The organism is Sulfitobacter sp. LC.270.F.C4 (assembly GCF_032922545.1).
GTDB lineage: Bacteria > Pseudomonadota > Alphaproteobacteria > Rhodobacterales > Rhodobacteraceae > Sulfitobacter > Sulfitobacter profundi.
Genome location: NZ_CP136692.1, coordinates 341,954 through 368,277 on the forward strand (window position 1 = coordinate 341,954; position 26,324 = coordinate 368,277).

Below are 26,324 nucleotides of genomic sequence, written 5' to 3' on the forward strand. Positions count from 1 at the left end.
CCCATGGGTAAATCACTGGCTGTCTCGCCGCTCGCCCCGGCCCGTTTTCCCGACCTTCCGGTTATCGACGGCGTGACATTCGCCACCATCGCTGCTGGCGTCCGCTATCAAGGGCGCACCGATGTGATGTTGGCGAAGCTGGCACCGGGCAGTGCTGTGGCGGGGGCGTTCACACGCTCTGCCACCCGCGCGGCCCCGGTGCTGGACTGCCAGGCAAAAATCGGCGGTGCCTCGGATGAGGGCGCCGCCATCGTCGTGAACTCCGGCAATGCCAACGCCTTTACCGGGCGGGGCGGCACCGACGCGGTCGAGGCGATTACCGCCGCCGCCGCCGAAGCCTGCGGCGTGCCGCAATCGCGGGTTTTCACGTCGTCCACCGGCGTCATCGGCGAACCCCTGCCCCACGAACGGATCACCGCCGTGCTGGGCGACCTCCACGCGAAACTCGACCCTGCGGGCATCGAAGACGCCGCGCGGGCCATAATGACAACGGATACTTTCCCCAAAGGCGCCAGCGCGACCGTAGAGATCGACGGCAAAACCGTCTCTATTGCGGGGATCGCCAAAGGCTCGGGCATGATCGCGCCCGATATGGCCACCATGCTGGTCTATATCTTTACCGATGCGGTAATCGCGACAGACGCGCTGCAACACCGCCTTTCGACCCATACCGAGACGACATTCAACTGCATCACCGTCGACAGCGACACCTCAACCTCTGACGCGCTGATCATGGCCGCGACGGGGGCCTCCGGGGTCGAGGTCGCTGACAACGAAGCCTTCGACGCGGCGCTGCGTGACGTGATGATGGACCTTGCACATCAGGTCGTCAAAGATGGCGAAGGCGCGCAGAAATTCGTCGAAGTGGCCGTCACCGGTGCCTCCAACGATGACGAGGCCAAGGTCCACGCCATGGCCATCGCCAATTCGCCGCTGATCAAAACCGCCATTGCTGGTGAAGACCCCAACTGGGGCCGCGTCGTCATGGCCATCGGGAAATCAGGCGCTCCGGCAGACCGCGACCGCCTGTCGATCCGCTTTGGGGATATCGAAGTCGCCCGCGACGGCTGGCGCAGCCCCGACTATTCCGAAGAGGATGCCGCCGCCCATATGAAGGGCCAGAATGTCGTCATCGGCGTAGATCTGGGCCTCGGCGAAGGCCGCTGCACCGTCTGGACCTGTGACCTTACCCACGGCTACATCGACATCAACGCCGACTACCGGTCCTGACCCTATGAAAACAGTGCTCGTTTCCGCGGCGGCCTTGATCGACATCGATGGCCGGGTGCTTTTGGCACAGCGGCCAGAAGGCAAGCCAATGGCGGGCCTATGGGAGTTTCCCGGCGGCAAGATCGAACCCGGTGAAACGCCAGAGGCGGCGTTGATCCGGGAGTTGCACGAAGAGTTGGGGATCGAGACATGGGCATCCTGTCTCGCGCCGCTGACCTTTGCCAGCCACAGCTACAGTGATTTTCATCTGCTGATGCCGCTTTTTGCCTGTCGCAAATGGGGCGGCACCCCGGTTTCGCGCGAAGGGCAGACCCTGAAATGGGTACGTCCCAATGAAATGCGCGGCTATCCGATGCCCGAAGCAGACGTGCCGCTCATATCAATATTGCGTGATTGGCTCTAGCCTAGAGTGGCAGAATTGCACTAGTGATCCCCAATCACTCAGCATGTTGCGGATTTTTTAACCCAAAGCGCATCATACTGAGGCAGAGTTGTAACATCTGTATGAAAGGGTGCCGACATGTTGAGAACCATCGCAATCGGAAGTTCCATTTACGTTCAGGGTATTTTTGTAAAAATGTTGGCGGGCGGTCGCATGGCCGTTCAAGTCGACGGTAAGATTTTCGAAGGCAAACCAGTCTGAAAAATCTGCGTGGAACGCCTATTTAGGTGAACAAATAGGCGTTCCACCGCGTTTCCCCTGAGCATTTGGCAGGGGATTTTATGTCATCGAAGCGCGCTATTGTCATCCTGAACCGCGGTTCGGGCCGTCAAAACGGTGACCAAGCCGAAAGCACCATCCGATCCGCCTTTGCGCGGCACGGGATCACGGCAGAATTCATTCACATCGACAAACGGAATGATCCGGCCAGTGCGGCCCGTCAAGCCCTGTCTATGGCCGAGGGCATCATCGCCGTGGCCGGGGGGGATGGCACGATCTCTGGCGTGTCCTCGGCCATGAAGGACCAAGACCGCCCGCTGGGCATCATCCCGCAGGGCACCTTCAACTATTTCGCGCGGTCGATGGGCATCCCAGAAGACCTGCAAGAGGCGGTTGATGTCATCGCAGGCGGCGAAAGCCGCGCGGTCCATGTGGCGACGATCAACGGTGAGACATTCTTGAACAATGCCAGCATCGGCGCCTACCCGGCGATCCTCAAGACACGGGAGGGCATCTATCGCCGCTGGGGCCGCAGTCGGATCGCCGCCTATTGGTCGGTGATCAAAGCCTTGATAGATTTCCGTACGTCGCTCAAGCTGACCATTGTGGTCGACGGCAAAGAGACCGACCTCCGGACCCCGCTTGTATTTGCCGTCAACAACGCCTTTCAATTGGATCAAATGGGTCTGGCCGGGCAAGACTGTATCGCGCGCGGCGATATGGTGCTGCTGGTCGCCCCCGATACCTACCGCTTTGGCCTGCTGCGCCATGCGGTGGCGTTGGCCACGGGCATGGCGAAACATCATACCGATTATGAAATGCTCTGCGGGTCCGAGATCGAAATACGCATGAAACAGCGCAAACGATATGTCGCGCGGGACGGAGAGATCGCAGTGATGAAGGGCCCCTTTAGGCTCACCCGTGCCACCTCTCCCATCCATATTTTCGTCCCCCGCGCCTCTGGAAAGGACGTGCGATGAGCCGCTTGATCCACCTATCCGACCTGCACTTCGGCAAGGACCGGCCCGACCTTCTTATGCCCTTGTTGGAGGCCGTGAACGGTTATGACCCCGATCTGGTGATCATCTCGGGCGATCTGACCCAACGGGCGAGGGAAAAGGAATACCGTGCGGCGCGGGCCTTTATCGACCGGATCAATGCGCCTGTCTTGAGCGTGCCGGGCAACCACGACATCCCCCTGCACCGGCCCTTTACCCGGTTCTTGGCCCCATGGCGTTACTACCGGCGCTGGATCCATCACGATCTGACCCCGGTGCACGAAGGCGCGGATTTCGTCGCTGTGGGGATCAACACCGTCGACCGCTTCAAATGGCAGACCGGCAAACTGGGCCTGCGCCGTTTGGGGCGGGCCTGCCGTGCCCTCTCGCGCGGCGGAAAGAACACGTTGCGCATTGCGGTGTGCCATCATCCGCTGGATCACCCCAATGAAACCCACAAGCGGCCCATTCCGGGCGCGCAGCGGGCCTTGAAACGGCTTCTGGACTGCGGCGCGGACCTGATCCTGTCAGGCCATCTGCACATCTGGCACGCAGGCACCTTTGCCCACCCGGCACCGGAGCATGACGGCCATCTAGCGATCCAGTTGCACGCGGGCACCAGCCTGTCGTCGCGACAGCGGGGGGAGCCGAATGATTTCAATTTGATCGATATCTCGCCCCTACACGTCAACCTTGCGCGGATCAGCTTTGACGACGGCAAAAAGGCCTTCACAAAAGCAGAGGCCCGGCAATTTGACCGGGCCTCTGGGGAGTTTGTCTTGTAAGCGCTTGGCTTAGGCCAATGTGCGGGTCACTTCTTCGCGCTCAAAAATCTCGATCACATCGTCAGGACGAATGTCATCGTAGTTCTCGAATGCCATGCCGCATTCCTGACCGGACTGAACCTCGGGCACTTCGTCTTTGAAGCGCTTGAGCGTTTTCAGCGTGCCTTCGTGGATCACGACGTTGTCGCGCAGCAGACGCACACCGGCGCTGCGGCGGGCGACGCCTTCGGTGACCAGACAGCCTGCGACTTTGCCCACACCGGTGACCTTGAAGACTTCTTTGATGTTGGCATAGCCAATGAAGTTCTCTTTGATCTCGGCACTCAGCAGGCCGCTCGCAGCCGCTTTCACGTCATCCACAAGGTCATAGATGACCGAGTAGTAGCGGATTTCGACGCCCTTCTGGTTCGCGGTGTTCCGCGCCGATGCATTGGCACGCACGTTGAAACCCATGATCGGTGCGCCGGAAGCTTCGGCCAGACCGACATCCGTCTCGGTGATCGCGCCCACACCGGAGTGCAGAACCCGAACGCGGACTTCGTCGTTGCCGATTTTCTCCATCGCTTGAACGATCGCTTCGGCAGAACCCTGCACGTCGGCTTTGACCAAGATCGGCAGCTCGCTGACGTCTTCGTTCGCCTTGGCATTGGCCATCAGCTGCTCCAGCGTGGTGGCAGCACCGGCAGCGGCACGTTTGTCCTTGGCGGCGTTGGCGCGATACTCGGCGATTTCGCGGGCCTGCGCTTCGGTTTCGGTCACGTTCAATACGTCACCGGCCTCTGGCGTGCCGTTGATGCCAAGCACCTCAACCGGCACCGATGGCCCGGCTTCTTTGACGCGCTCGCCTTGGTCGTTGATCAGCGCACGGACCTTACCGTATTGCTCACCCACGACAAAGATATCGCCCTGACGCAGCGTGCCGTTCTGAACCAGCACGGTCGCCACGGGGCCGCGGCCCACGTCCAGCTGCGCTTCGATCACCGCGCCCACAGCGGCCCGGTTCGGGTTCGCCTTGAGTTCGAGGATTTCAGACTGCAGCGCGATGGCTTCGAGCAGTTCGTCCAGACCTTGGCCCGTTGCGGCCGAGACTTCGACATCCTGCACATCACCGGACATCTTCTCGACGATGACTTCGTGCTGAAGCAGATCGGTACGGACTTTGTCGGGATTTGCAGCAGGTTTATCGATCTTGTTGATTGCCACGATCATCGGCACTTTGGCTGCTTTCGCGTGGGCAATCGCCTCGATCGTCTGTGGCATCACGGCGTCATCCGCCGCGACCACCAGAACCACGATATCCGTTACCTGAGCCCCGCGCGAACGCATGGAGGTAAAGGCGGCGTGGCCGGGTGTGTCGAGGAAGGACAGCACCGCACCATTGTCGGTCGTGACCTGATAGGCACCGATGTGCTGGGTGATCCCGCCGGCTTCGCCAGCAACCACTTTCGCATTACGGATCGCGTCGAGCAGCGATGTTTTACCGTGGTCAACGTGGCCCATGATCGTGATGACCGGGGGGCGACCTTGCAGGTCTTCGGGCTTGTCTACGATCTCTTTGATGACATCTTCGACATCAGAGTCGCTGACGCGCACAACCTTGTGGCCAAACTCTTCGATGATGAGTTCAGCGGTATCCGCGTCGATGGTTTCATTCTGCGTGACCATCATGCCGTTCTGCATCAGCGCTTTTACAACAGCGCCGGTCTTTTCGGCCATACGGTTGGCAAGCTCGGATACAACAATTGCCGGGGGCAGATTGACGTTGCGCACGATCTTCTCGCGCTCAACCTGACCACCCATCGCTTTTTGACGGGCACGTTCCTGCTTGCGCTTCATCTGCGCCATGGAACGTTGACGGCCACCTTCGCCACCGGCGAGTGCCTGATTGACGGTCAGCTTGCCCGCGCGGCGGCTGTCGCCACCTTTGCTGCGCTTCTTGCTGTCGTCGCGGTCACGGTCCGTGGTTTTGCGCGGCGTGGCGGCGGGCGCGGGCTTGCTGCCCGGCTCGCGTGCTGCTGCAGGTTCGGGCGCAGGCGCTGCGGCAGCGGCTTCGGCCTCTGCCTTGCGGCGGGCGTCTTCCTCGGCCTTGGCTTTAAGGCTTTCTTCGCGCTCACGCTCTTCGCGTTCCTTGGCTTCGATCTCGGCCCGGCGGCGCTCACGCTCTTCGGCGCGGGCCTTTTCCTCGGCCTCGCGCGCGGCGGCTTCCTCAACCTCACGAGCTTTGGCGGCCTGAACGGCCTTCAGACGACGCTCCATCTCGGCATCAGTGATGCCTGCGGGGCGCTTCTTGGGATCGCCAATCGGCCCGGCGCCCGGCCCGGTTGGTTTCTGGCCACCTGGCTTGGGCACCACAACACGCTTGCGCTTGGTTTCGACCACAACGTTTTTGGTACGCCCGTGGCTAAAGCTTTGCTTTACATTCCCCGGACGTGCGCCACCGCGCAGACCCAATGTTTTCTTGCCGTCACTATCGCTCATGAAGCTCGTCTATCCTTTCGGATGGCCGTTGCCACCCTCGTTTACGCGCACGCCTTTAAGTCGTCCGGCTTCCTCTACAACACGTTGCGTGAGTCCACCAGAGGCGAGCGCCCCATGTATCACAGTTTGGCGACCGAATGCCAAACCCAATTCATCGGCTGTCAACCAACCGATGTAATGGCCATAGTGTGGGGTGCTCAGCTTGGACTTACCGCGCCCTGACCCGTCTACGGCCTGTATCAATACTTCGGCCTCTTCGGTTTGCAACCAACCTTTGACCTTTTCGTAGCCGGCGACCGCCTTGCCTGCCTTGCGCTGGAGCGAGATCAAGTCCACCACCCGGCGCGCCAATTGTTGTTCTACTTCGTCGATCAACCCGTCTGGCAGCGTGACCGGCTGTTTCGCCGACCGAGCAAAGGCCTTTTTCTTTACCGCAAGTTCCAGCGCGGCACGGTCAGCCGAGACATAGATGCCCCGGCCCGGCAGTTTACCCAGAATATCCGGGTAAACCTGATTGTCCGGGCCGATCACAAAGCGGATCAACCCGTGTTTTGGCTGCACGTCGCCCGTGGCGATGCACTTGCGTTCCGCACCGTCTGACCGGTCATTCGAGGCGCCACCGCGTCCCATGTGCAACCCCCGAGGCCCGCTTAGGCCTCGGCCTCCTCGGCGGTTTCGCCGTCTGTTTCTACGTCGTCTTCGTCCGCATCGGCTTCAAGCTCGGTCGGATCGACCCAGCCCAGCATGACGCGGGCGGTCATGATCATGGCTTGGGCGTCTTCAAGGCTGACCTCGAAGGGCTCAAGCGCGCCATCGTCCTTAACACGCTCGCCGTTGACCGTGGTCCAGCCGCCAGCCAGTTCCCAATCGGCACAGGTGGCGAAATCTTCCAAGGTCTTCACGTCGTCTTTGGCCAGCGCTTCTAACATTTGGGGGGTCAGACCCTCAAATTCAACCAGGCTGTCTTCGACACCCAGAGCACGGGCGTTATCAAGCGCCGCTTTGTTCTGCGCTTCGAGCACGTCGCGGGCGCGGGCCTGCAACTCGCCAGCGGTATCTTCGTCCACACCGTCGATGACCAGCAGCTCGTCGACTTCGACATAGGCCACTTCTTCGAGGTTGGTGAAGCCTTCGGAAACCAGAAGCTGGGCAAAGAATTCGTCCAGATCGAGGTTGTCCATGAACAGCTTGGTGCGCAGTTCAAACTCGGCCTGACGGCGCTGGCTTTCCTGCTCTTCGGTCATGATGTCAATATCGAGGCCGGTCAACTGGCTGGCCAGACGCACGTTCTGCCCACGACGGCCAATCGCAAGCGACAGCTGCTCTTCGGGCACGACGACTTCGATCTTACCGGCTTCTTCGTCCAGAACCACTTTCGAAACTTCCGCAGGCTGAAGCGCGTTCACAAGGAAGGTCGGCTGGTCTTCGTTCCATGGAATGATGTCGATTTTCTCGCCCTGAAGCTCGTTCACGACGGCCTGCACGCGGCTACCGCGCATACCGACGCAGGCACCGACAGGGTCGATGGAGCCGTCATGCGAAATCACGGCGATCTTGGCGCGCGAACCGGGGTCACGGGCGACGGCTTTGATCTCGATGATGCCGTCATAGATTTCCGGCACTTCCATCTTGAACAGTTCGGCCATGAACTCAGGCGCGGTACGGCTCAGGAAAATCTGTGGGCCGCGCTGCTCGCGGCGCACGTCTTTGATGTAGACGCGGATACGGTCGTTCGGGCGATAGCTTTCGCGGCCGATCTTCTCGTTGCGGCGCAGGATCGCTTCGCCAGCGCCCACATCGACGATGACGTTGCCGTATTCTTCGCGCTTGACCAGACCGTTGATGATGGTACCGGCGCGGTCTTTGAATTCTTCGAACTGGCGGTCACGCTCAGCTTCGCGGACCTTCTGCAAAATCACCTGCTTGGCCGACTGCGCCGCGATGCGGCCCATCTCAACCGGGGGGACTTCTTCGACGTAGGTATCGCCCACCTTGGGGTCGGCCATGTATTGCTTGGCCTGATCGACGGTGAACTCAGCCTGATAGTTCTCAAGCTCTTCGTCCTCGACCACGGTGCGAACGCGGGTGAAGGTCGCTTTGCCAGTCTTGCGGTCGATATCGACCCGGATGTCCATCTCGGCGCCGTAGCGGGACTTGGCGGCACGGGCGAGGGATTCTTCCATCGCTTCGACGACCAGACCGGGGTCGATCATCTTTTCGCGCGCAACTGCCTCGGCGGTTTGCAACAGCTCAAGCTGGTTTGCAGATGTAATGGCCATTAGGTGTCTCCCTCAGCAGACTCTTCAGTCTCGATATCATCAAATTCGTTTTCGTCGATCGCACCAGACGCCTTGCGCTGGCGGAGCATTTCTTTGATCAGGTCGTCGGTCAGGACCAGCTTCGCGTCGCTGAGCCAGTCGAACTGGAGGCCGATGGTGCCTTCTTCGACATTGATCAGCACTTCACCGCCTTCGACGCCTGCCAGCTCACCCTTAAAGCGGCGGCGGCCATCGATCAGTTCGGTGGTTTCGATCTTGGCCTCATAGCCCTCAAAGGCATCGAAATCCTTGAGCCGCGTCAGCGGGCGGTCGATGCCGGGGCTGGAAACCTCAAGCGCGTATTCGTCAAGGATCGGGTCTTCGACATCCAGGACCGCGCCGATGGCCTGCGAGATCTTGGCGCATTCATCCACTTCGATCCCGCCATCAGGCCGGTCGGCCATGACTTGCAGGATGGTGGACTTGCCCGACATCAGGCGGACGCGCACCAGTTCAAAGCCCATGTCCTCGATCACCGGGGTGATGATCTCGGCCAGACGGCGGTCAATGGCAGCTTTGGCAATCAGGTCATTCGACATGAGACATCCAATTTAAATCAGGCAGTTTCGTTCAGGCATAAAAAAACGGGCGCGCGGCCCGTGTTCAAGATCGGTGGAGCCTTCGGTTTGGACCCGAAAGCGCCGCTGTTGAAAGGGGATATAGGCCGGAAAGCCTGAAACTGCAACCCCTCTCAGCCGAACCACCACCGCTCGGGCGCGCGCAGGTTGTCCATCGGCGCTTGGCGTCCGGGGTTCGGCGGTTTGCGCAGATCGTCCGACAGGGCGCTGACCCCGCCAGCACTATCGGCCTGAAGTGTCACATCACCCCGCTCGCGATAGCGGGGCCGCACGGGTAAATCCGCTGCATCAACAAGCCTTTCGCTCAATGCCTGCGCGCGCACGTCCTGCGCGGGGATCGAGACAAGCTCGACCGTATCGAACCAACCGGCAGTGCCGTCCTTGTAATGGCTCTCCACCCGCTCGGCCAAAACCTGACGCCCGGCGGAAAAGCGCCGCAGACTGTAAAGCCCAGTGCCGATCCCGGCCTCGGGGGCGTGGGCGGGGCGGATCACATAGCGCGATTGCGCCAGCAGCAGCGGCAGGTCAGGATTCGCCGCGGCCAATGTGACCTGCACCTTCAGGTCGTCTTGCACCGCGACCTCAGCTTCGGTCAGGACGGATTGCAGGCTGGCCACAACATCGCGGGCGGTCAGCGGGCTGCCATCGTGAAAGCACACATCGGAGCGCAAATCGAATTGCCATTGCCGCGCGCCGTCGCTGGTTTGCCAGCCAGTCGCCAATTCACCCTTGAGGATGCCATTGCCGGTAACTTCGGTCAGCGTGTCAAAAATCAGCCCTTGCCGCGCGACCTGCATGAACAGGCCGTCGCCGTGAACCCAAGTGTCCTCTCGCGTGGCACCGGAAAGCGCCAGCCGCAGACGGCCCCCGCGCCGGGGTGGCTCTCCGGCGCTGGCACCTGTCGCGGCCAGCAAAGCCGCAGCCGCACCGGTGGTGAAAAGCGCCCGGCGATCCAGCAAAGAGTTGCGCCCGCGCGTCACTGGCCAATCCTATCCATGGTCCGTACCAATTCGGCGCTGATCCCCGGCTCTGACAGGGCGTGACCCGCGTTGCGGATCATCCGCAGATCGGCATTGGGCCAGCGTTCGGCCAGCGCATAGGCGCCCGAAGGCGGGCAGATCATGTCGTAACGCCCCTGCACGATCACCCCCGGGATATGCGCGATGCGGCCCATATGTTCGAGGATCTGACCGTCGAACTCCAAAAATCCATTGTTGGTAAAGTAATGGTTCTCCAACCGCGAGAAGGCCCGCGCATAGGCCGAAGGACCGCCATGCGAAACGCCATCGGAATGCACCGAGGCCAGCGCATTCTCCCAAGAGGCCCAGGCGCGGCCATAGTCCTGCTCGACCCGCAGATCGCCCGAGAACAGCCGCCGATGATAGGCCGCGATCAGATCGTCACGCTCATCTTCGGGGATCAGGTTCACGAACCGCGCCCAAAGCTCGGGCCAGAACCGCCCGGCCCCGCCGCCGTAGAACCAATCAAGTTCGGCCTGCGTCATCAAGAACACGCCGCGCAGGATCAGATGACGCACCGCTTCGGGGTGCGCTTGGGCATAGATCAGCGCCAGCGTCGCGCCCCAAGAGCCGCCAAAAACCATCCATTTGTCGATGCCGAGTGTGCTGCGAATCAGCTCGATATCCGCGACCAAATGCCATGTCGTGTTGTCCGTGACCGACGCATGCGGGGTGGAGCGCCCACAGCCGCGCTGGTCGAACAGTACCACCCGGTAAACCTTGGGATCGAAATAACGCCGCATCGCCGGGCTACAGCCGCCGCCGGGGCCGCCATGGAACACGACAACGGGGATACCATCGGGGTTGCCGCATTGTTCGACATAGACCTGATGCCCCTGCCCCACAGACAACATCCGCTGGTCGAAAGGCTCAACCGGCGGATAAAGATGCGCTGCGTCGCGTTTTTGGTCGGGATACTTGTCCATTGCCGCCCTATATAGTCATTGAACCCAAAAGAGCACAGGGAGATCAGAATGCAAGCGGATCAATCAACCATCGACCCCGCCGAGATCGCCAAATTCGAGGCGATGGCCGCCGAATGGTGGGATCTGAACGGTAAGTTCAAGCCGCTGCATATGCTGAACCCCTGCCGGTTGGATTACATCACCAGCCAGATCGCGGGCGAGTTTGACCGCGATCTGACTGCCGAGGCGCCGTTTAAGGGTCTGCGCATTCTCGATATTGGGTGCGGCGGTGGGTTGCTGTCGGAACCGATGGCGCGGCTGGGGGCCGAGGTGGTCGGTGCGGATGCGGCGGCGGGCAATATCCCCGTCGCGCAAATCCACGCGCAGCAGTCGGGGCTGGAGATTGAATACCGCCACACCACCGCCGAAGCGATGGCCGAGGCGGGTGAGAAATTCGATGTGGTGCTGAATATGGAGGTCGTCGAACACGTTGCCTCCCCCATCGACTACCTGATCGCCTGCCGCCGCCTGCTGAAACCCGGCGGGCTGCACATCTGTTCGACCCTGAACCGCAATCCAAAGTCCTTTATGATGGCGATTGTGGGCGCAGAGCATGTGATGCGCTGGCTGCCCAAGGGCACGCATGACTGGAACAAGTTCATCACGCCGGATGAACTTTTTGACCTGCTGAACCGCGCCGGATTGGAGCCTGTGGACCGCAAGGGTTTCGTCTTCAACCCCGTCGCATGGTCTTGGCGTCTGTCGGATCGGGATCTGAGCGTGAACTACGTCACCGCAAGCCTTAATCCGGGCCTCAACCCTGGCTCAACTGACGCCTGAGCGCGCGCAGGATCGGCAGCGTGGCGCGGACCTGCTCTTCGCCCAGATCATCCACCACGTTGGAAATCATCGGCGTGATCGCGTTCACCGCTGCATCCCGTGCTTGTCGCCCGGCAGGGCTGATCGCGACCATCTTGCGCCGCGCGTCATCCCAATCGGGGCGGATATGGACGTAACCGGCCCATTCCAGCTTGCTCAGCGTGTTGGTCATCGCCCCGCGGGTGACGTTGAAAGTCTCGGCCAATTGCGCGGGCGAGCGTTCGCCGCCGTGCCACGACAGAGAGTTCAGCACCGAAAAATGCGAGATCTCCATCCCGCGCGGCAGAACCCGCGTGAGGCGGCTGCGCACCTGTTGATCGGCGGCCAGCAATTCACCGAACAGCATGATCGCAAGTGTGTTTTTATCGTCGGTCATCTTAGGTCCGGTCAGGGCGCGGCAAAGGGGCGGCGGTTGGCAAGGCTGGGCACTTTGGCGCGGGCCTTGTTACATTCTTCCATGTCCATGTCACAAAAGTAAACGCCGGGGGCCGTCCCGGCATCCAGCACAACCTCCCCCCAAGGGGCCACGACCAGCGAATGCCCATAGGTATCGCGGGTTTTGTGTTCGGCACTGGCGTGCGTGCCGGTCTGCGCCGGGGCCAACACATAGCAGCCATTCTCAATCGCCCGCGCCCGCAGCAGGCTGTGCCAATGCGCGGCCCCCGTCACCGGAGAGAAGGCCGCAGGCATCGTGAGGATACGCGCCCCCGCCTCTGCAAGCGCTTGATAAAGCGACGGAAAGCGCATGTCATAGCAAACCGACATGCCGATCTTGCCAAAAGCCGTCTCGGCCACCACGGCCTTGTCACCGGGGCGATAGCCTGCGGATTCGCGGTAGGTCTCGGTCGCGCTGATATCCACGTCGAACATATGGATCTTGTCGTAACGGGCCACGATCTCTCCCTGCGGGGAGATCAGGAAAGACCGATTGGCAAAACGCCCATCGCCGCCCCGCGTCTTGAGCGCGAGTGAGCCGATCAGCAGCCAAATGCCCGCCTTCGCCGCCTCTTCGCGCAGGGCGGCGAGGGTGGCATCGTCTTCCTCATAGGCGAGCACCGCCTGCTGATGGGTCCGGCTGGTGCTGACGCAATTCGTCACCTCAGGCGTCAGGACAAACGTTGCCCCGCCCGCCACCGCCTCGCGCAACAAGGCGCGGGTTTCGATCAGATTGGCAGCCGGATCGTCCGAGGCGTTGAGTTGCAGCAGCGCGATTTTCATCTGTCTTGCAGCAGCGCGTCGAGTTTGCCCGCACGGTCCAGCGCATAAAGTTCATCACAGCCGCCCACATGCACGTCCCCGATAAAGATCTGCGGCACGGTGCGGGCCCCGCCTGCACGCTGGATCATCTCTTGCTTGCGCTCTGGCTCTGACAGCACATCGACCTCATCAAAGGCCGCTCCCTTCTGGGTCAGCAGGCGTTTGGCGGAATGACAAAAACCGCAGAGCGGCGACGTATAGATTTCGACAGGTTGCATAGGATCACCCCTTGAACAGTTAACGTTGCACAGTGATCTAGGTCTCTTTGGCCACGCGCGCCAGTGCCAGCACGAAAACGGGGCCGGAACCGGCGGCAAGACATGCCTCTGTGCAGGCGGTCAGTGTAGCGCCAGAGGTGAACACATCGTCCACCAAAATCACCGGTCGCATGATGATACGGTGTCGCCGCCGCGGATGAACTGCGATCGCTTCCTGCAGGACGCTGTACCGTTCCGCCCGACCCAACCCATCCAGCGACGGCGTGTGCCGGACCCGCTGCAACAGATCGGGACACCAACTGCGGCCGGTTTCAGCCGACAGGGCTTTGGCCAGCAAGGCGGATTGGTTGTAGCGCCGTTTCAGCAAACGCCGCCAATGCAGCGGAACCGGCGCGATCAGAGCCGTATCAGGCAAGAGGCCCTGCGCCGCCTGCGCCATCCACCGCGCGCCCGGGCGCGCGATCTCTTGGCGGTCACCGTGTTTCAGCGCCAAGACCAGCCTGCGCCCCATATCGCGATAGAGCAGCGCCGTGCGGCCCTGTGCCCAAGGCCGCGGCGTGGTAAGACAAGCATCACAATGCGGTGAAGCCACATCACCGCCGCCCGGCAGCGGCACGCCGCAGGCGTCGCAGACCGTGCCACCGATAAAGCCCGTGTCGCGCCAACAGGTGCCGCAAAGCCCAAAATCTGCATCGACCAAACCGCCGCAGCCCAAACAGCGGGGCGGATAGATCAGTGATACTGCTGTTTGAAGTCCCCGTGGCGGCATTCTATGTGTTCCTCATGACAGCACAGCCCACACTAACCGACCCCAAGGCCCTCGCCCATCGCCGCGCCCGCGCGACGGGGCGGGGCATGTTCTTGCAACAGGCAGCCGCCGATGAGGTTCAGGATCGGGTGGGATTGGTTAAGAAAGCGTTTACCGCTCCAGCCATCGTGACCGCTTTCCCGCAGGTCTGGGCAGCCGCCTTCCCTGAGGCCCAGATTATCCCCGAGGCCGAGGTGCTGGCGCTGGAACCGCAGGCCCATGATCTGGTGATCCACGCCATGGGGCTGCATTGGGCGAATGATCCCATCGGCCAGTTGATCCAATGCCGCCGTGCGCTGCGGCCCGATGGGCTGTTGCACGCCGTGGCGCTTGGCGGGCAAACCCTGCATGAACTGCGCGCCTGCCTTGGCCAAGCTGAAGCCGAAGTGACCGGCGGCCTGTCGCCGCGCATCGCCCCGATGGGGGAACTGCGCGACCTTGGCGCGCTGTTGCAACGCGCCGGACTGGCGCTGCCGGTGGCCGATAGCCAACCGCTGACCGTGGAATACGAAAACGCTTGGGCCCTGATGCGCGATCTGCGCGAGATGGGTGAGACCAACGCCCTACAAGCCCGCCTGCGCCGCCCCACGGGCCGCGCGGTTCTGACCCGCGCGGCAGAGCTTTATGCCACGCATTTCACCGCCGCCTCGGGCCGGATCACCGCGACATTCGATATGATCTTCCTCGCCGGGTGGGCACCGGATGAAAGCCAACAAAAACCCCTCCGCCCCGGTTCGGCGCAGCAACGGCTGGCAGATGCGCTGAATAGTCGCGAAGAGCCTCTCCCCGATTGACCCAATCTGCAAAGCAGCTATCTCTGCGCGAACCATATGTGCGAGGAAACCCCATGCAGGCAGCCCAGCCCCAATCCGCCCAACCAGACTCCGGCCAACCAGACTCTGGCCAACCCGAACACGGCCCCAGCGACCACCCCAAAGTCCCGCGTCCCAAGGTTGGCGTCCTGCTCGCCAACCTCGGCACGCCGGACGGCTATGACTATTGGTCGATGCGCCGCTACCTAAGCGAGTTCCTCTCGGACCGCCGGGTGATCGACTACAGCCCGTGGAAATGGCAGCCGCTGTTGCAGACGGTGATCCTTTCCAAACGCCCCTTCACCAGCGGCGCGGCCTATAAATCCATCTGGAACGAGGCTGAGAACGAAAGCCCGCTGGCGACGATCACCAAGTCGCAGACAGCCAAGATCAAGGCGGCGATGCAGGCGCGCTACGGTGCCGATGTGATGGTCGATTACGCCATGCGCTACGGCAACCCATCGACCCGGTCCAAGGTCGAAGCGATGACCGCCGCAGGGTGCCAGAAGATCCTGTTTTTCCCGCTGTATCCGCAATATGCCGGGGCCACGACCGCAACGGCTAATGACGCTTTCTTTGCCGCGCTGGCCAAAGAGAAATGGCAGCCTGCGTCGCGCACCGTTGCCCCCTATTTCGACCGCCCCGACTATATCGAAGCGCTGGCCCAATCGGTTGAGCGTGCCTATGCCGCGAAGGACAAAAAGCCCGACCTGCTGGTCTGCTCCTACCACGGTCTGCCGCAGCGCTATCTGATGGAGGGCGACCCCTATCATTGCCAATGTCAGAAAACGACGCGCCTGCTGAAAGAGCGTCTGGGCTGGGGCGACAGCGAGATCATGACGACTTTCCAGTCGCAGTTCGGCCCCGAGGAATGGCTGCAACCCTATACGGTCGAAGAGGTCGCCCGACAGGCCAAGGCTGGCAAGAAAAGCATCGCCGTCTGCGCGCCTGCCTTCTCAGCCGACTGCATCGAAACGCTCGAAGAGATCAACGAAGAGATCAAGGAAAGCTTTGAAGAGGCCGGCGGCGAGGATTTCACCTATATCCCCTGCCTGAACGATGATGCCGCGCATATCGAGGCACTGACCACGATCATCAGTGAAAATCTGGCTGGCTGGGTCTAAGCCCGCCTTGGGGTCGCTGCGGCGGCCCCTTTTTCAAAGCCATACGCAGAATACAAAAAAGGCGGTGCATTGCACCGCCTTTTCCGTTTGATCGTCAGTTCCGATTAGTCGGAAGCAACAGCTGCGGCAACCAGTGCCAACAGGATCAGGGGAACCAGGATGCCCGAGGACGAACCTGTTGTTTCTTCCACGATGACCGGTGCTTCGACGATCGGCTCGGCCAGCGAACCAGCAAAAGCAGTCGATGCAGCAGCGGACAGAGCAGCGGCGAGAACGAGTTTCTTCATAACATAACCTCCAGAATAGGCGTGCTGTATCATATACATACACGCACCCAAGACTTACCTCGTAATCTCGTTCTAAACAGTATCGGCAAAAGTTTGCAAACCCGGAATCAGCTATTGCATCAAGGAATCAGGGGGATGTCGTCAAATAAGCAACACCTGCGTGCCGACCTTTGTCATGGCAAAAAGTTCGGCGATATGTTCGTTATAGAGCCCAATGCAACCATTGGAAGACTTGCGGCCAATTTTTCTTGTGTCGTGGGTTCCGTGGATACGGTAATATGTCCAGCTGAGGTACAGCGCATGGGTGCCCAGCGGGTTATCCGGGCCGGGCCCGACATAGGGCGGCCACTCGGGATTGCGCTTGAGCATGGAAGGCGTGGGACGCCAGCTTGGCCCCTCGACCTTTTTGATGACACGGGTGCGACCCCGGCGCGTAAGGTCTTCGGTCAGCGGCACCGATGAGGGGTAGAGTTTGTAAACGCTCTGGTCCTCGGACCAGTAATGCACCGCCCGGCTGTCGATATCGACCAGCACCGCGCCGTTGCGCGTGTTGCTGAAATAGGGGCGCCAATCCAACATCCGGAAGCTCGAGACATTGCGCTGGACCGATTCAGTCAGATCGCGCTCAGTCTCGGTCGTCGCGGAGGAGTTGAAAGAAGAGGTGCTTTGCGCCAGCGCCGGTGTGGCAAGCATCGCGGCGCTGCCAGCCAGAAAGCCACGGCGGCTCTTAATCGAAAAACGGTGAGCGGACATGGAGCGTCTCCAAACTGAAATTATGCTAATTAACGCCATATATATGGCTCGAAAGACGCAGTTTCAATTGAAACCGGCCCCATACGGCAGAGTCACGCCTATGTGCGTTTGAACTGCAACGCGCCCCGATGTAAGGCAGAAAAAATCTCATTGCGTGGAGCGCTCATATGATCCGTATCCTGTCCATCCTGCTGGCGCTGACGGTTGCGCTGTCTGCCTGTGCCCCGTCCAGCACGAGTGGCGGCAAAGCCGGCGGTTCCTACCGCATCAGCCGTTCCGACGCGGGTACAATCCAATTCCGTATGCTCGACTCGGTGAATGCGCTGCGCAGCTCGGCTGGGGTCACGCCTTTGGCGCTGGATGCCAAACTGAACGCCGCCGCCGCGACCCACTCGCGCGATATGTCGGTGCAAAACCGTCCATGGCACTTCGGCTCTGACGGGTCGTCGCCGATCGACCGTATCCAGCGCGTTGGCTATACCGGCGGTCTGGTCGGCGAAGTCATCTCGGAAACCTATGAGACCGAGCTTGAGACCCTCGCCGCCTGGATGGAGCAGCCAGACACCCGCCGCATCTTGATGGCACCCGATGGCCGTCAGATGGGTTTCTCTTGGTATCAGGAAAACGGCGGCAAGATCTGGTGGACACTGGTTGTCGGCAACTGATCTTTCGCTGAACAAGCGGTTTATCCGGCCCCTGCGGGGGCCGGTTTCGTTTTGACCGACCCGGTGATCAGGGTGTGATCAGGATCGGCGTGCCATCGCGCACCATCGCATAGACATCTTCGATCTCTTTGTTGGTGACCGCGATACAGCCCCAAGTCCAATCGTTCTTTTCTTTCTGCCGCGGGTCTTTTTGCCCGTGAATAAAGATATCGCCGCCGGGGCTTTTGCCCATGGCGCGGGCGGTCTCGATATCCCGTGCGTTGGGGTAATCGATCCCGACGGAAAGATGAAAGCGGCTGTTCGGATTGCGACGGTCGATTCGGTACAGCCCTTCGGGCGTGCGCCCATCCCCCTCAAAGGTCTTGTGACCCACAGGAGCGAAGCCCAGCTTGATCGAATAGTCCTCCAACACGCGGTTATGATGCAACAGCATCATGCGACGTTGGCTTTTGTTCACAACCACATAGGTCACTTCGGGACCGTTGTATCGTTTGAATTTACTGCTGCTGCACGCCCCAAGCGCCACCATAGCGGTGCCGCCAAGTATCATTGTCCTGCGCTTCATCACTGTGCCCTCAAAGCCCCGGCCATTCCGGCCCTTTTTACCAGAGCTACCACAATAAGGGATTAATTTCATTCAAAAAGAGGTGATGAGCCGAGCCAAATGCAGCCCTTTTGCTTAACCTTCCGGCAGTGTCAGGCAAGCGGAAAGCTCCACATGCGACGACCAGCGAAACTGGTCCACGACCTGCACCCAGTCCAGCCGATACCCTGCCGCCACCATATTTTGCACATCACGGGCAAAGCTGACCGGGTTGCAAGAAACATAGGCCACGCGCGGCACCCCGGCGCGGATGATCTCGGCCACCTGCACCTCGGCCCCGGCGCGGGGCGGGTCCAGTACGACGGCGTCGATCTTGGCCAATTCATCCGGCAAGAGCGGACGGCGGAACAGATCGCGTGTCTCAACGGTGAGCGGTTTGGCCCCCTTGGCCCGTCGCCAGCCGCCCTCAAGCGCGGCGATCATCTCGGCATCGCCCTCAACCGCATGAACCCGCGCCTTTTGCGCCAGTGGCAAAGCGAAGGTGCCGCAGCCTGCGAACAGGTCCGCCACGGTCTCGGCCTCCCCCACGGCATCCACGACGGCGGCGCGCAGGGCCGCTTCGCCATGGCGGGTGGCTTGCAAAAACGCGCCCGGCGGGGGCGTGACCGCTGCGTTGCCAAAGCGCTGCGCGGGCGGCGCACGCATCGCGATCACCTCGCCATCCCACGTCAGCCGTGCCAGAGCCAAAGCCTCACAGGTCTGCGCCAACTGTTGCCTCAGCGGCCCATCGAGCGGTTTGCCATTGGCAACCGACACGTCCAGCCCCTCTTCCGACAGCGTCACGGTCACGGCCAATTCGGCCTTGCGGCTGGTGCCGATCAGCGCCAGTTCCTCTGCAACCTTCAACCCCGGCAAAAGCGCGGGGTCGACCAACTGACAGCCCGGCACCTCGATCAACACGTCGGAAGCGCGGCCATGGAACCCCGCCATGGCGCCCTTTTTCGTGCGGCGCGCAGCAAAGGTGGCCCGGCGGCGCGATTGCGCGGGTGAGGTTTGGATGGGGCGAAATTCTGTCTCTAACCCATGCGCCGACAGCGCATTGCGCACCACATCAACCTTCCACGCAGCCACGAAATCATCTGCGGCATGCTGCAACTGGCAGCCCCCGCAGGATTTGAAATGGCGGCACGGCGGCGCGACCCGCTGTTCTGACGGCGTAACGATCCGCACGTCGCGCAGCTGTTGGCCCTCGACCTCACCGCTGACGGTTTCCCCCGGCAGGGTCATCGGAGCAAAGATCGGACCTTCGGCGATGCCGTCGCCGTGGTGGCCAAGGCGCAAGATGTGATGTTCTGTCATAGCCTGCCCATAGCGCGGCAAAGGCCACAGCGAAAGCCTATTCCGCCGCCCTCACATCCGGAAACCCGCCTGACTGACGATGCCAATAGCGTGCATAAAGCCCATCTTGGGCAAGCAGATCAGCATGGCTGCCGATCTCCGCGATGCGGCCTGCGTCCAACACCATGATGCGGTCCATCTCTGTCAGGGTCGATAGGCGGTGGGCGATGGCCAGCACGGTTTTGCCTTCCATCACGCGGTCTAGGGTCTGCTGGATGGCCGCCTCAACTTCGCTATCCAGCGCGCTTGTCGCCTCGTCCAGCACCAGTATGGGCGCGTCTTTCAAAATGGCGCGGGCCAAGGCGATACGCTGACGCTGCCCGCCGGAAAGCTTCACCCCCCGCTCCCCCAAATGCGCGTCATAGCCGCGGCGGCCTTTGTGATCCTCGAGTTCCTGAATGAATTCATGCGCTTCGGCACGTTCGGCCGCCGCGATAACTTCGGCCTCGGTCGCATCGGGCCGCCCGTAAAGGATGTTGTCCCGTGCCGAACGGTTGAACATCGCAGTCTCCTGCGTGACCATCCCGATGTTGCGGCGCAGGCTCTCTTGAGTAACCGTCGAGCTATCCACTCCGTCGATCAAAATCTTGCCCTGTTCCGGTTCATAGAGCCGTAAAAGCAGCGCAACGAGGGTCGATTTCCCTGCCCCCGAGGCACCAACGATCCCCAGCTTCTCGCCCGGTTTGATGGTCAGTGAAATTTGGTCGATCCCACCCGTCTGGCGGCCATAGGCAAAGCCGAGGTCGCGCAGTTCGATCTGCCCGGCCTCCACGACCAATTCCTGCGCATCAGGCCCATCATCCAACCGCACGCGCGGCGTCAAAGTGCGCATGCCGTCTTCGACCTCACCAATGTTGGAATAGATCGCCATCAGCGTGAAAGACACCCAGCCGGTCATCTGCGCGATACGGATCGCGATGGCACCCGAGGCCACGATATCCCCCTCGCTCGCCATGCCGCGCTGCCACAGCAGGATCGTGCCGCCCAACAGCAGAACCGGCAGAAGCCCGGCAAGGCTCATCAGCGCCAAACGGAACCCTGCGGCGAGATAGCCAAACTCCAGCGCCCGGGCCCGAAAGCTTTGCATCGCGGAAAGCGCTGCGCGGTCCTCGTGATCGGCATGGGCAAAGAGTTTCACCGTTTTGATATTGGTGATCGTATCCACCACCTGCCCCGACACCAACGCCCGCGCCCCGGCACGGCCCGCCGCCCGCTTGCGCACGCGCGGCAAGAACCAGTTGATCAGCGCCAGATACATGACCAGCCAGACCGAAAACCCAACCGCCACGCGCCAATCGATCGCCAGAAGTAGCGCCACCGACCCCACGAGGGACGCCAGCGCAAAGGCCACCACGTTGATCACCTCAGCCGCCACGTCCGTCACCGCCCGCGCGGCCTGCATCTGCTTTTGCGCGATACGCCCGGCGAAGTCTTCGTCAAAGAAATTGACGTTCTGCCCCAGCGTCCAACGGTGCAAACGCGACAGCACCAGCGGGTTCACATTGGGCTGCACCATGATCGCATTCGAGGCCGAGGACAGGCCGAACAGCACAGGCCGCGCCACCAGAAAGAACGCCACCGCGCCCAGCACCAACACCAGACTGCTGCCTTCGAAGAACCGCTCTGGCCCCGCGCTGACCGTGGCATCGATGACCTTGCCCAAAATCCACGCCGTGCCCGCCTCCATCGCGCCGGCGGCTGCCGACAGAAAGGCCGCGAGCCAGAGCACCGGCCAAGCGCCCGACAGGCACCAGCGCATGAAAGCCCCCAGCGTTTGCGGCGGCGGGCCATCGGCGGGGTGAAACGGGTTGATCCAGTTCGAAATGCTCACGACTTGTCATCCAATGCGAGAAAACCGCCCGACTGACGGTGCCAGAAGGCTGCATATAGGCCAGCTTTCTGCAAAAGCGCGTCATGGGTGCCTTCTTCAACGATACGGCCCTGATCCAAAACCAGAATTCGGTCCATCTCGGCAATCGTGGACAGGCGGTGCGCGATGGCGATGACCGTCTTGCCCGCCATCATGTCATAGAGCGTTTCTTGAATGACCGCCTCCACCTCACTGTCGAGCGCGCTTGTCGCCTCATCCAGCAGCAAGATCGGCGCGTTCTTCAGGATGACCCGCGCCAGCGTGATGCGCTGACGCTGCCCGCCGGAAAGCTTCACACCCCGTTCACCGACACGGGCATCATAGCCCGCCCGCCCCTCCGGGTCAGTCAGATCAAGGATGAACTCATGCGCCTGCGCCTGTTTCGCAGCCGCGATCATCTCAGCCTCGGTTGCATCAGGGCGGCCATAAAGGATGTTTTCCCGCACCGAGCGGTGCAGCAGCGATGAATCCTGCTGCACGACACCGATATGCCGCCGCAGACTGTCTTGCCGCACCTGTGCGATGTCCTGCCCGTCGATTCGGATCTGACCTGTTTCGGCATCGTAGAACCGCAGCATCAGTTTCACGAGGGTCGATTTCCCTGCGCCAGAGCGGCCAACAAGGCCAATCTTCTCCCCCGGCTGCACGGTGATATCGATACCTTGGATCCCGCCGCTTTCGCGCCCGTAATGATGGCTTAGCCCTGCCATCTCAATCCGGCCTTCGGTCAGCTTCAAGGGGGGCGCATCGTGTCGGTCGGTCAGGGCGAGGGGCTGGGCAATGGTCTCCATCCCCTCGGCCACGACACCCAGTTCGCGGAAGAAACTCGACAGCGCCCACATGATCCAACTGGTCATTGAGTTAAGCCGCAGCGCCAGCGCGGCGGCAGCGGCCACGACGCCAACGCTCGCTTCGCCCGCCATCCAAAGCACCAGCGCCCAGCCGACGATACCCACGATCAACATGCCGTTAAGAAGGGTCAGCACCACGTCCATGATGCTGAAAATCCGCATCTCGCCCTGAAAGGTACGCCGCGCCTCTTCGATGGCCTCTCCGGCAAAGTCGACCTCTAGATCATGATGCGCGAACATCTTGACCGAATGGATATTCGTATAGGCATCTACCACGCGCCCCGTCACCTGAGACCGCGCGTCCGACGCCGCCTTGGACGCAGGCCCGACCCGTTTGATCGTCCATGCCACCAAGCCAGCGTAGAGGATAAACCACCCCAAAAGCGGCACTAACAAGCGGATATCAGAGGTGGACAGCAGGATCGCCGCGCCGATCATATAGGCCAGCGAATAAGAGATCGCGTCAAAAACCTGAAAGATCACCTCCCCCGCTGCCGGGGGTGTCTGCATGATCCGGTTGGCGATACGCCCGGCGAAATCATTCTCGAACCAGCCGACGGATTGCCGCAACACATGCCGATGCGCCCGCCAGCGGATCAGGGTGCCAAAGTTCGGCAGGATCGCATTGTTGAGAAGCATCACGTCGACCGCCTGCACCAAGGGCCGCAGGAACAGCACGGCAAGGGCCACGAGGGTCAGTTCGGTGCCATAGTCCTCCCACATCTGCGCGGGGTCGCTGCCGAGCAGGTCAACGATACGGCCCATATAGTAGATCAAACCGATCTCGATCGCTGCGACAAGGATCGCCATCACCCCGGCGAGGACAAAGACCTTTTTAAACGGCTGCGCGTAGTCCCGCAAAAAGGGCAAAAGCCCCTGCGGCGGATGATCCTTTTCCCGATAGGCAACATAGGGATCAACGAGGTTTTCGAAAAAGCGAAACATGGGGAGACCTTGGAAATAGACGTGCAAAATACGCGGCAATGCCCAATAGCAAAGCCGCAAAGGGGCAATGGTTATGCCAGCTTAGCTAAACCAGATCCCGCGGTACATCTCGCCCATCTCCCTTGTAATGCGGTTTGGATAGCCGAATTTCCGCGCGATGTCGACCTAGCTGGACTTTCGCAGCAACTCCGCGCGGGTCTGGGTGAAGCCGGAGTTGATCCAGATTTGCTCCAGCCGGGCAAGCTCTTGCCCTAAGGCCGGGCCTTTGAACGCTGGCATCAGGTCTTTGGCCATTACCGGAAAACGGGCAGTGGCGGCGTTCGAAATCGTCTCTAACACGGTGGTTTCGGGCATCTGTTCTGCCATAGCGCCGCGTAGCATTGCAGCGCCACGGGCGATCCCTGCCCCATGACGATAGGCAAGTTCGGCCAGCGGTGGCCCGGCAAAGCCTTGCTCTTGCAGCAACGTCAGGCGCTTGGCCTCTGCCTTGCTCAACCGCAGACGATCCGCCAAGGCTTCCCCGCCCAGCGCGGCCAGCCGAACCAGCCAGTCAGGCTCAAGCCCCAACATTTGTTCAAAATGAACCAGCATGGATAGCCAGCGGTCATCACTCCCCGGCAAAAGCACCGGCAAGGCACCGGTTTGCCGCATCAACGCCAAGGCGGGGGCGGGATCCGGCGCGCGGAGCAGCTTTTTGAACTCCTGCCCGACACGCTCTGCCGAAAGCGTTTCTAACCCATCCAAATTCGACGCGATGGCATCCAGCGCCTCCGGCTCCGGCCCCGCCTCCGGGTCGCCATACCACGCCATGAAGCGAAAATAGCGCAGGGTGCGCAGGTAATCCTCGCGGATACGCTGACCTGCATCCTCGATAAAACGCAGCCGTCGCGCGTACAGGTCAGGCAGGCCGCCCAACGGGTCAATCACACGGCCCTCGGGCGTAGCATAGAGCGCGTTCATCGTGAAATCACGGCGGCGGGCATCTTCGGCGATATCGGTGGAAAAGGCCACGACAGCCCGGCGGCCATCGGTTTCCACATCGCGCCGAAAGGTGGTGATCTCAAACGGTTTGCCGCCCGACACAAGCGTTACCGTGCCATGGTCGATCCCTGTCGGCACGGCCTTGACCCCGGCGGCCTTGGCCAGCGCCATCACTGCTTCAGGTGTCGCATCGGTGGAGAGGTCCACATCGCTGTCCGGCAGACCCAACAGCGCGTCGCGCACGCAACCGCCGACGAAATAGATACGGTGCCCACCATCCTGCACCACGCGGCAAACCCGCTGTGCGTCTGCGTCATGTAACCATCGCGTCGTGGTTGGAATCATCTGTTCATTCGTGTCGCCCATGCCCGCAACATACGCGCGGTCGCGCCCCAGATGTAATAGGGGCCATAGGGAACAGCGTAATAATACCGCCGCTGGCCCCGCCAACGCCGGGAATGCACAAGGTAGTTGCTGGGGTTCAGCACATGGTCGAGCGGCACGCGAAACACCTCTTCGACCTCGCCGGGTTCCGGCACCACGGTGAAATCGCGCGTCACATAGCCGATCACGGGGGTGACGCTAAAGCCGGTGACCGTCTCATGGGCCGGAAGAACACCCAAGACATCTACGATGTCGCTCGGCAGGCCGATCTCTTCGCGCGCTTCGCGCAGGGCGGCGGCGATGACATCCGCATCGCCGCCGTCTTGTTTACCCCCCGGAAAGGCAATCTGCCCGGGGTGATGTTTCAGCGCCGAAGACCGCTTGGTCAGGATCAGTTCCAGCCGCGTTCCGGTATCCACCACCGGGGCGAGCACACCCGCAGGCCGCAGACTGCGCCCCTCGGGCAGGGTGACCTCCGGGTTCAGATCGAAATCGGAGGATTCCACCCCGGTCTGGGCAAGCGCCTCGCGAAAGGACTGGAACCGGTCGCTCACCCTAGGCCTTGGCGTCGAAACCGACCGTGGCCGGATCAAGGTCATAATGCGCGCCGCAGAACTGGCAGTCTGCGGTCACCCGCCCTTCGTCCGTGGTCATCTTTTCGATATCGCGGGCCGAGTAGATCGACAGGCTCTGACGCACGCGGTCTTCGGAACAGGTGCAGCCGAAACGCACCGGCTGAGGGTCATAGACCCGCGGTTGTTCCTCGTGAAACAATCGCAACAGCAGATCGGTCGGCGGTACGCTGGGTCCGATCAGCTCCAGATCCTCAACCGTGCCGAGCAGGATGTTCACGCGGTTCCAATTCTCGGCCTCGTCGCCTTCGACCAAATCATCGGCGTTGAGGACCTCACCCGTCCCTTCGCCCGACGCCGATAGTGGCGAGGCTTTGGGCATATGTTGCAACATGATGCCACCAGCACGCCAATGCTCTGGCTCGCCCGGACCCGACGATTTGCCAAAGCTCAGCGAAAAGCGGGTCGGCAACTGCTCGGACTGGGCGAAATAGGCTTCCGCACAGGCAGCCAAAGACCCACCGGCCAGCGGCGTGATGCCCTGATAGGGGGTCATGCCTTTGCCTTGGTCGATCATGATCGCGAAATAGCCTTCGCCGATCTGCTCAAACGGCGCGTCATCGGTCAGCCGATCCGCATCATAGCTGGCATAGGCGCGGATGCGCGCAGGCTCGCCTTCCTTTTCGGGGCCGTAGTAATCGGTCGCGATCATCCGAACGGCACCTTTGGATTGCACCTGTAGCGACAGTTTCCAACGCAGTTTGATCGTCTGACCGATCAATGCGGTCAACAACGCCATCTCGGCCACCAAGGCTTCGACCTGCGGCGGATAGTCGTGCTGCTTCAGGATGCCCTCCAACACGCCATCAAGCCGCGCCACGCGGCCGCGCATGTCGACATCATCAAGCTGAAAGGGCAGAACGGTATCGTCCCACGCGATTTTAGTTCCTTGGGTCATCGGGTTTCCTTATCGGGGGCCGCTTGGCATACCGCGTCTATATAGG

Annotated in this window: 27 protein-coding genes; 8 read left to right on the forward strand and 19 right to left on the reverse strand. The window is 61.3% G+C overall.

Going from position 1 to position 26,324, the window contains the following annotated elements; all coding sequences use genetic code 11:
* The first annotated feature begins 3 nt into the window (after window positions 1–3).
* The 4 genes from argJ to R1T45_RS05470 all read left to right on the forward strand — a co-directional run bounded on the left by argJ (window position 4) and on the right by R1T45_RS05470 (window position 3,674).
* Window positions 4–1,230, forward strand: coding sequence for a bifunctional glutamate N-acetyltransferase/amino-acid acetyltransferase ArgJ (gene argJ / locus R1T45_RS05455; protein ID WP_120349768.1), 1,227 nt, complete (start codon window positions 4–6; stop codon window positions 1,228–1,230).
* Between the two features lie 4 nt (window positions 1,231–1,234).
* Window positions 1,235–1,633: a (deoxy)nucleoside triphosphate pyrophosphohydrolase gene (locus R1T45_RS05460; protein WP_067627863.1), complete on the forward strand. Its 399-nt coding sequence runs from the start codon at window positions 1,235–1,237 to the stop codon at window positions 1,631–1,633.
* Between the two features lie 320 nt (window positions 1,634–1,953).
* A complete protein-coding gene (locus R1T45_RS05465; RefSeq protein WP_317390337.1) occupies window positions 1,954–2,871 on the forward strand; it encodes a diacylglycerol/lipid kinase family protein in 918 nt (305 codons plus the stop codon).
* A complete protein-coding gene (locus R1T45_RS05470; RefSeq protein WP_067627869.1) occupies window positions 2,868–3,674 on the forward strand; it encodes a metallophosphoesterase family protein in 807 nt (268 codons plus the stop codon). Before R1T45_RS05465 ends, R1T45_RS05470 begins: the two co-directional genes overlap by 4 nt.
* A 9-nt stretch (window positions 3,675–3,683) precedes the next feature.
* On the opposite strand, the gene infB is transcribed toward R1T45_RS05470, so the two are convergent.
* From infB to pip, 6 genes are all read right to left on the reverse strand, one after another.
* Window positions 3,684–6,152, reverse strand: a complete 2,469-nt coding sequence (gene infB / locus R1T45_RS05475; protein WP_132443940.1) for a translation initiation factor IF-2 — start codon at window positions 6,150–6,152, stop codon at window positions 3,684–3,686.
* Window positions 6,153–6,161: 9 nt separating this feature from the next.
* On the reverse strand, window positions 6,162–6,782 hold the full coding sequence (locus R1T45_RS05480) for an RNA-binding protein (protein WP_120349771.1): 621 nt from the start codon (window positions 6,780–6,782) through the stop codon (window positions 6,162–6,164).
* Between the two features lie 20 nt (window positions 6,783–6,802).
* The gene (nusA, locus tag R1T45_RS05485) at window positions 6,803–8,431 is read right to left on the reverse strand and encodes a transcription termination factor NusA (RefSeq protein WP_120349772.1); all 1,629 of its coding nucleotides are present in this window, start codon (window positions 8,429–8,431) and stop codon (window positions 6,803–6,805) included.
* A complete protein-coding gene (gene rimP, locus R1T45_RS05490; RefSeq protein WP_067627882.1) occupies window positions 8,431–9,009 on the reverse strand; it encodes a ribosome maturation factor RimP in 579 nt (192 codons plus the stop codon). Before rimP ends, nusA begins: the two co-directional genes overlap by 1 nt.
* Window positions 9,010–9,161: 152 nt before the next feature.
* Window positions 9,162–10,028, reverse strand: a complete 867-nt coding sequence (locus R1T45_RS05495) for an ABC transporter substrate-binding protein (protein ID WP_317390338.1) — start codon at window positions 10,026–10,028, stop codon at window positions 9,162–9,164.
* Window positions 10,025–10,993, reverse strand: a complete 969-nt coding sequence (gene pip, locus R1T45_RS05500) for a prolyl aminopeptidase (RefSeq protein ID WP_317390339.1) — start codon at window positions 10,991–10,993, stop codon at window positions 10,025–10,027. Before pip ends, R1T45_RS05495 begins: the two co-directional genes overlap by 4 nt.
* 48 nt (window positions 10,994–11,041) lie before the next feature.
* On the opposite strand from pip, the gene ubiG reads away from it, so the two are divergent.
* Window positions 11,042–11,812 carry a bifunctional 2-polyprenyl-6-hydroxyphenol methylase/3-demethylubiquinol 3-O-methyltransferase UbiG gene (gene ubiG / locus R1T45_RS05505; RefSeq protein ID WP_317390340.1) on the forward strand — a complete coding sequence of 257 codons (771 nt, stop codon included), beginning with the start codon at window positions 11,042–11,044 and terminating at the stop codon, window positions 11,810–11,812.
* Here the strand turns inward: ubiG and R1T45_RS05510 are convergent.
* The 4 genes from R1T45_RS05510 to R1T45_RS05525 are packed head-to-tail and all read right to left on the reverse strand — an operon-like array spanning window position 11,787 to window position 14,095.
* Complete coding sequence (locus R1T45_RS05510; RefSeq protein WP_067627893.1) at window positions 11,787–12,227, reverse strand: MarR family winged helix-turn-helix transcriptional regulator; 441 nt, start codon at window positions 12,225–12,227, stop codon at window positions 11,787–11,789. The two genes, ubiG and R1T45_RS05510, sit on opposite strands and share 26 nt — an antisense overlap.
* A gap of 11 nt (window positions 12,228–12,238) precedes the next feature.
* Complete coding sequence (locus R1T45_RS05515) at window positions 12,239–13,069, reverse strand: carbon-nitrogen hydrolase family protein (RefSeq protein ID WP_317390341.1); 831 nt, start codon at window positions 13,067–13,069, stop codon at window positions 12,239–12,241.
* Entirely contained in the window at window positions 13,066–13,326 is a 261-nt protein-coding gene (gene grxC / locus R1T45_RS05520; RefSeq protein WP_067627897.1) for a glutaredoxin 3, read from the reverse strand. The genes R1T45_RS05515 and grxC overlap by 4 nt, the downstream gene beginning before the upstream one ends.
* Window positions 13,327–13,363: 37 nt before the next feature.
* Window positions 13,364–14,095: a ComF family protein gene (locus tag R1T45_RS05525; RefSeq protein WP_317390342.1), complete on the reverse strand. Its 732-nt coding sequence runs from the start codon at window positions 14,093–14,095 to the stop codon at window positions 13,364–13,366.
* A 14-nt stretch (window positions 14,096–14,109) separates the two neighbouring features.
* On the opposite strand from R1T45_RS05525, the gene R1T45_RS05530 reads away from it, so the two are divergent.
* Together R1T45_RS05530 and hemH are read left to right on the forward strand one after the other, a co-directional pair.
* Window positions 14,110–14,928, forward strand: a complete 819-nt coding sequence (locus R1T45_RS05530; protein WP_317390343.1) for an SAM-dependent methyltransferase — start codon at window positions 14,110–14,112, stop codon at window positions 14,926–14,928.
* 53 nt (window positions 14,929–14,981) lie between these two features.
* Window positions 14,982–16,070, forward strand: a complete 1,089-nt coding sequence (hemH, locus tag R1T45_RS05535; protein ID WP_317390344.1) for a ferrochelatase — start codon at window positions 14,982–14,984, stop codon at window positions 16,068–16,070.
* A 104-nt stretch (window positions 16,071–16,174) separates the two neighbouring features.
* On the opposite strand, the gene R1T45_RS05540 is transcribed toward hemH, so the two are convergent.
* Both R1T45_RS05540 and R1T45_RS05545 read right to left on the reverse strand, forming a co-directional pair.
* The gene (locus tag R1T45_RS05540; RefSeq protein ID WP_067261136.1) at window positions 16,175–16,357 is read right to left on the reverse strand and encodes a hypothetical protein; all 183 of its coding nucleotides are present in this window, start codon (window positions 16,355–16,357) and stop codon (window positions 16,175–16,177) included.
* A gap of 141 nt (window positions 16,358–16,498) precedes the next feature.
* On the reverse strand, window positions 16,499–17,110 hold the full coding sequence (locus tag R1T45_RS05545) for a L,D-transpeptidase (RefSeq protein ID WP_067627906.1): 612 nt from the start codon (window positions 17,108–17,110) through the stop codon (window positions 16,499–16,501).
* Window positions 17,111–17,277: 167 nt separating this feature from the next.
* Between R1T45_RS05545 and R1T45_RS05550 the strand changes: the two genes are divergently transcribed.
* Window positions 17,278–17,775 carry a CAP domain-containing protein gene (locus R1T45_RS05550; RefSeq protein WP_067627909.1) on the forward strand — a complete coding sequence of 166 codons (498 nt, stop codon included), beginning with the start codon at window positions 17,278–17,280 and terminating at the stop codon, window positions 17,773–17,775.
* Window positions 17,776–17,842: 67 nt separating this feature from the next.
* Here R1T45_RS05550 and R1T45_RS05555 read toward each other — a convergent pair whose 3' ends face one another.
* The 7 genes from R1T45_RS05555 to R1T45_RS05585 form a co-directional block, all read right to left on the reverse strand.
* Complete coding sequence (locus tag R1T45_RS05555; RefSeq protein ID WP_317390345.1) at window positions 17,843–18,340, reverse strand: murein L,D-transpeptidase family protein; 498 nt, start codon at window positions 18,338–18,340, stop codon at window positions 17,843–17,845.
* Window positions 18,341–18,454: 114 nt separating this feature from the next.
* Window positions 18,455–19,678 carry a class I SAM-dependent RNA methyltransferase gene (locus tag R1T45_RS05560; RefSeq protein WP_317390346.1) on the reverse strand — a complete coding sequence of 408 codons (1,224 nt, stop codon included), beginning with the start codon at window positions 19,676–19,678 and terminating at the stop codon, window positions 18,455–18,457.
* A gap of 37 nt (window positions 19,679–19,715) precedes the next feature.
* Window positions 19,716–21,548, reverse strand: coding sequence for an ABC transporter ATP-binding protein (locus R1T45_RS05565; protein WP_317390347.1), 1,833 nt, complete (start codon window positions 21,546–21,548; stop codon window positions 19,716–19,718).
* Entirely contained in the window at window positions 21,545–23,383 is a 1,839-nt protein-coding gene (locus tag R1T45_RS05570) for an ABC transporter ATP-binding protein (RefSeq protein WP_317390348.1), read from the reverse strand. The genes R1T45_RS05565 and R1T45_RS05570 overlap by 4 nt, the downstream gene beginning before the upstream one ends.
* 165 nt (window positions 23,384–23,548) lie before the next feature.
* Window positions 23,549–24,730, reverse strand: a complete 1,182-nt coding sequence (locus tag R1T45_RS05575) for a CCA tRNA nucleotidyltransferase (RefSeq protein ID WP_317390349.1) — start codon at window positions 24,728–24,730, stop codon at window positions 23,549–23,551.
* A complete protein-coding gene (locus R1T45_RS05580) occupies window positions 24,706–25,302 on the reverse strand; it encodes a CoA pyrophosphatase (protein ID WP_317390350.1) in 597 nt (198 codons plus the stop codon). Before R1T45_RS05580 ends, R1T45_RS05575 begins: the two co-directional genes overlap by 25 nt.
* A 1-nt stretch (window position 25,303) precedes the next feature.
* Entirely contained in the window at window positions 25,304–26,278 is a 975-nt protein-coding gene (locus R1T45_RS05585) for an Hsp33 family molecular chaperone HslO (RefSeq protein ID WP_317390351.1), read from the reverse strand.
* Window positions 26,279–26,324: the final 46 nt, after the last annotated feature.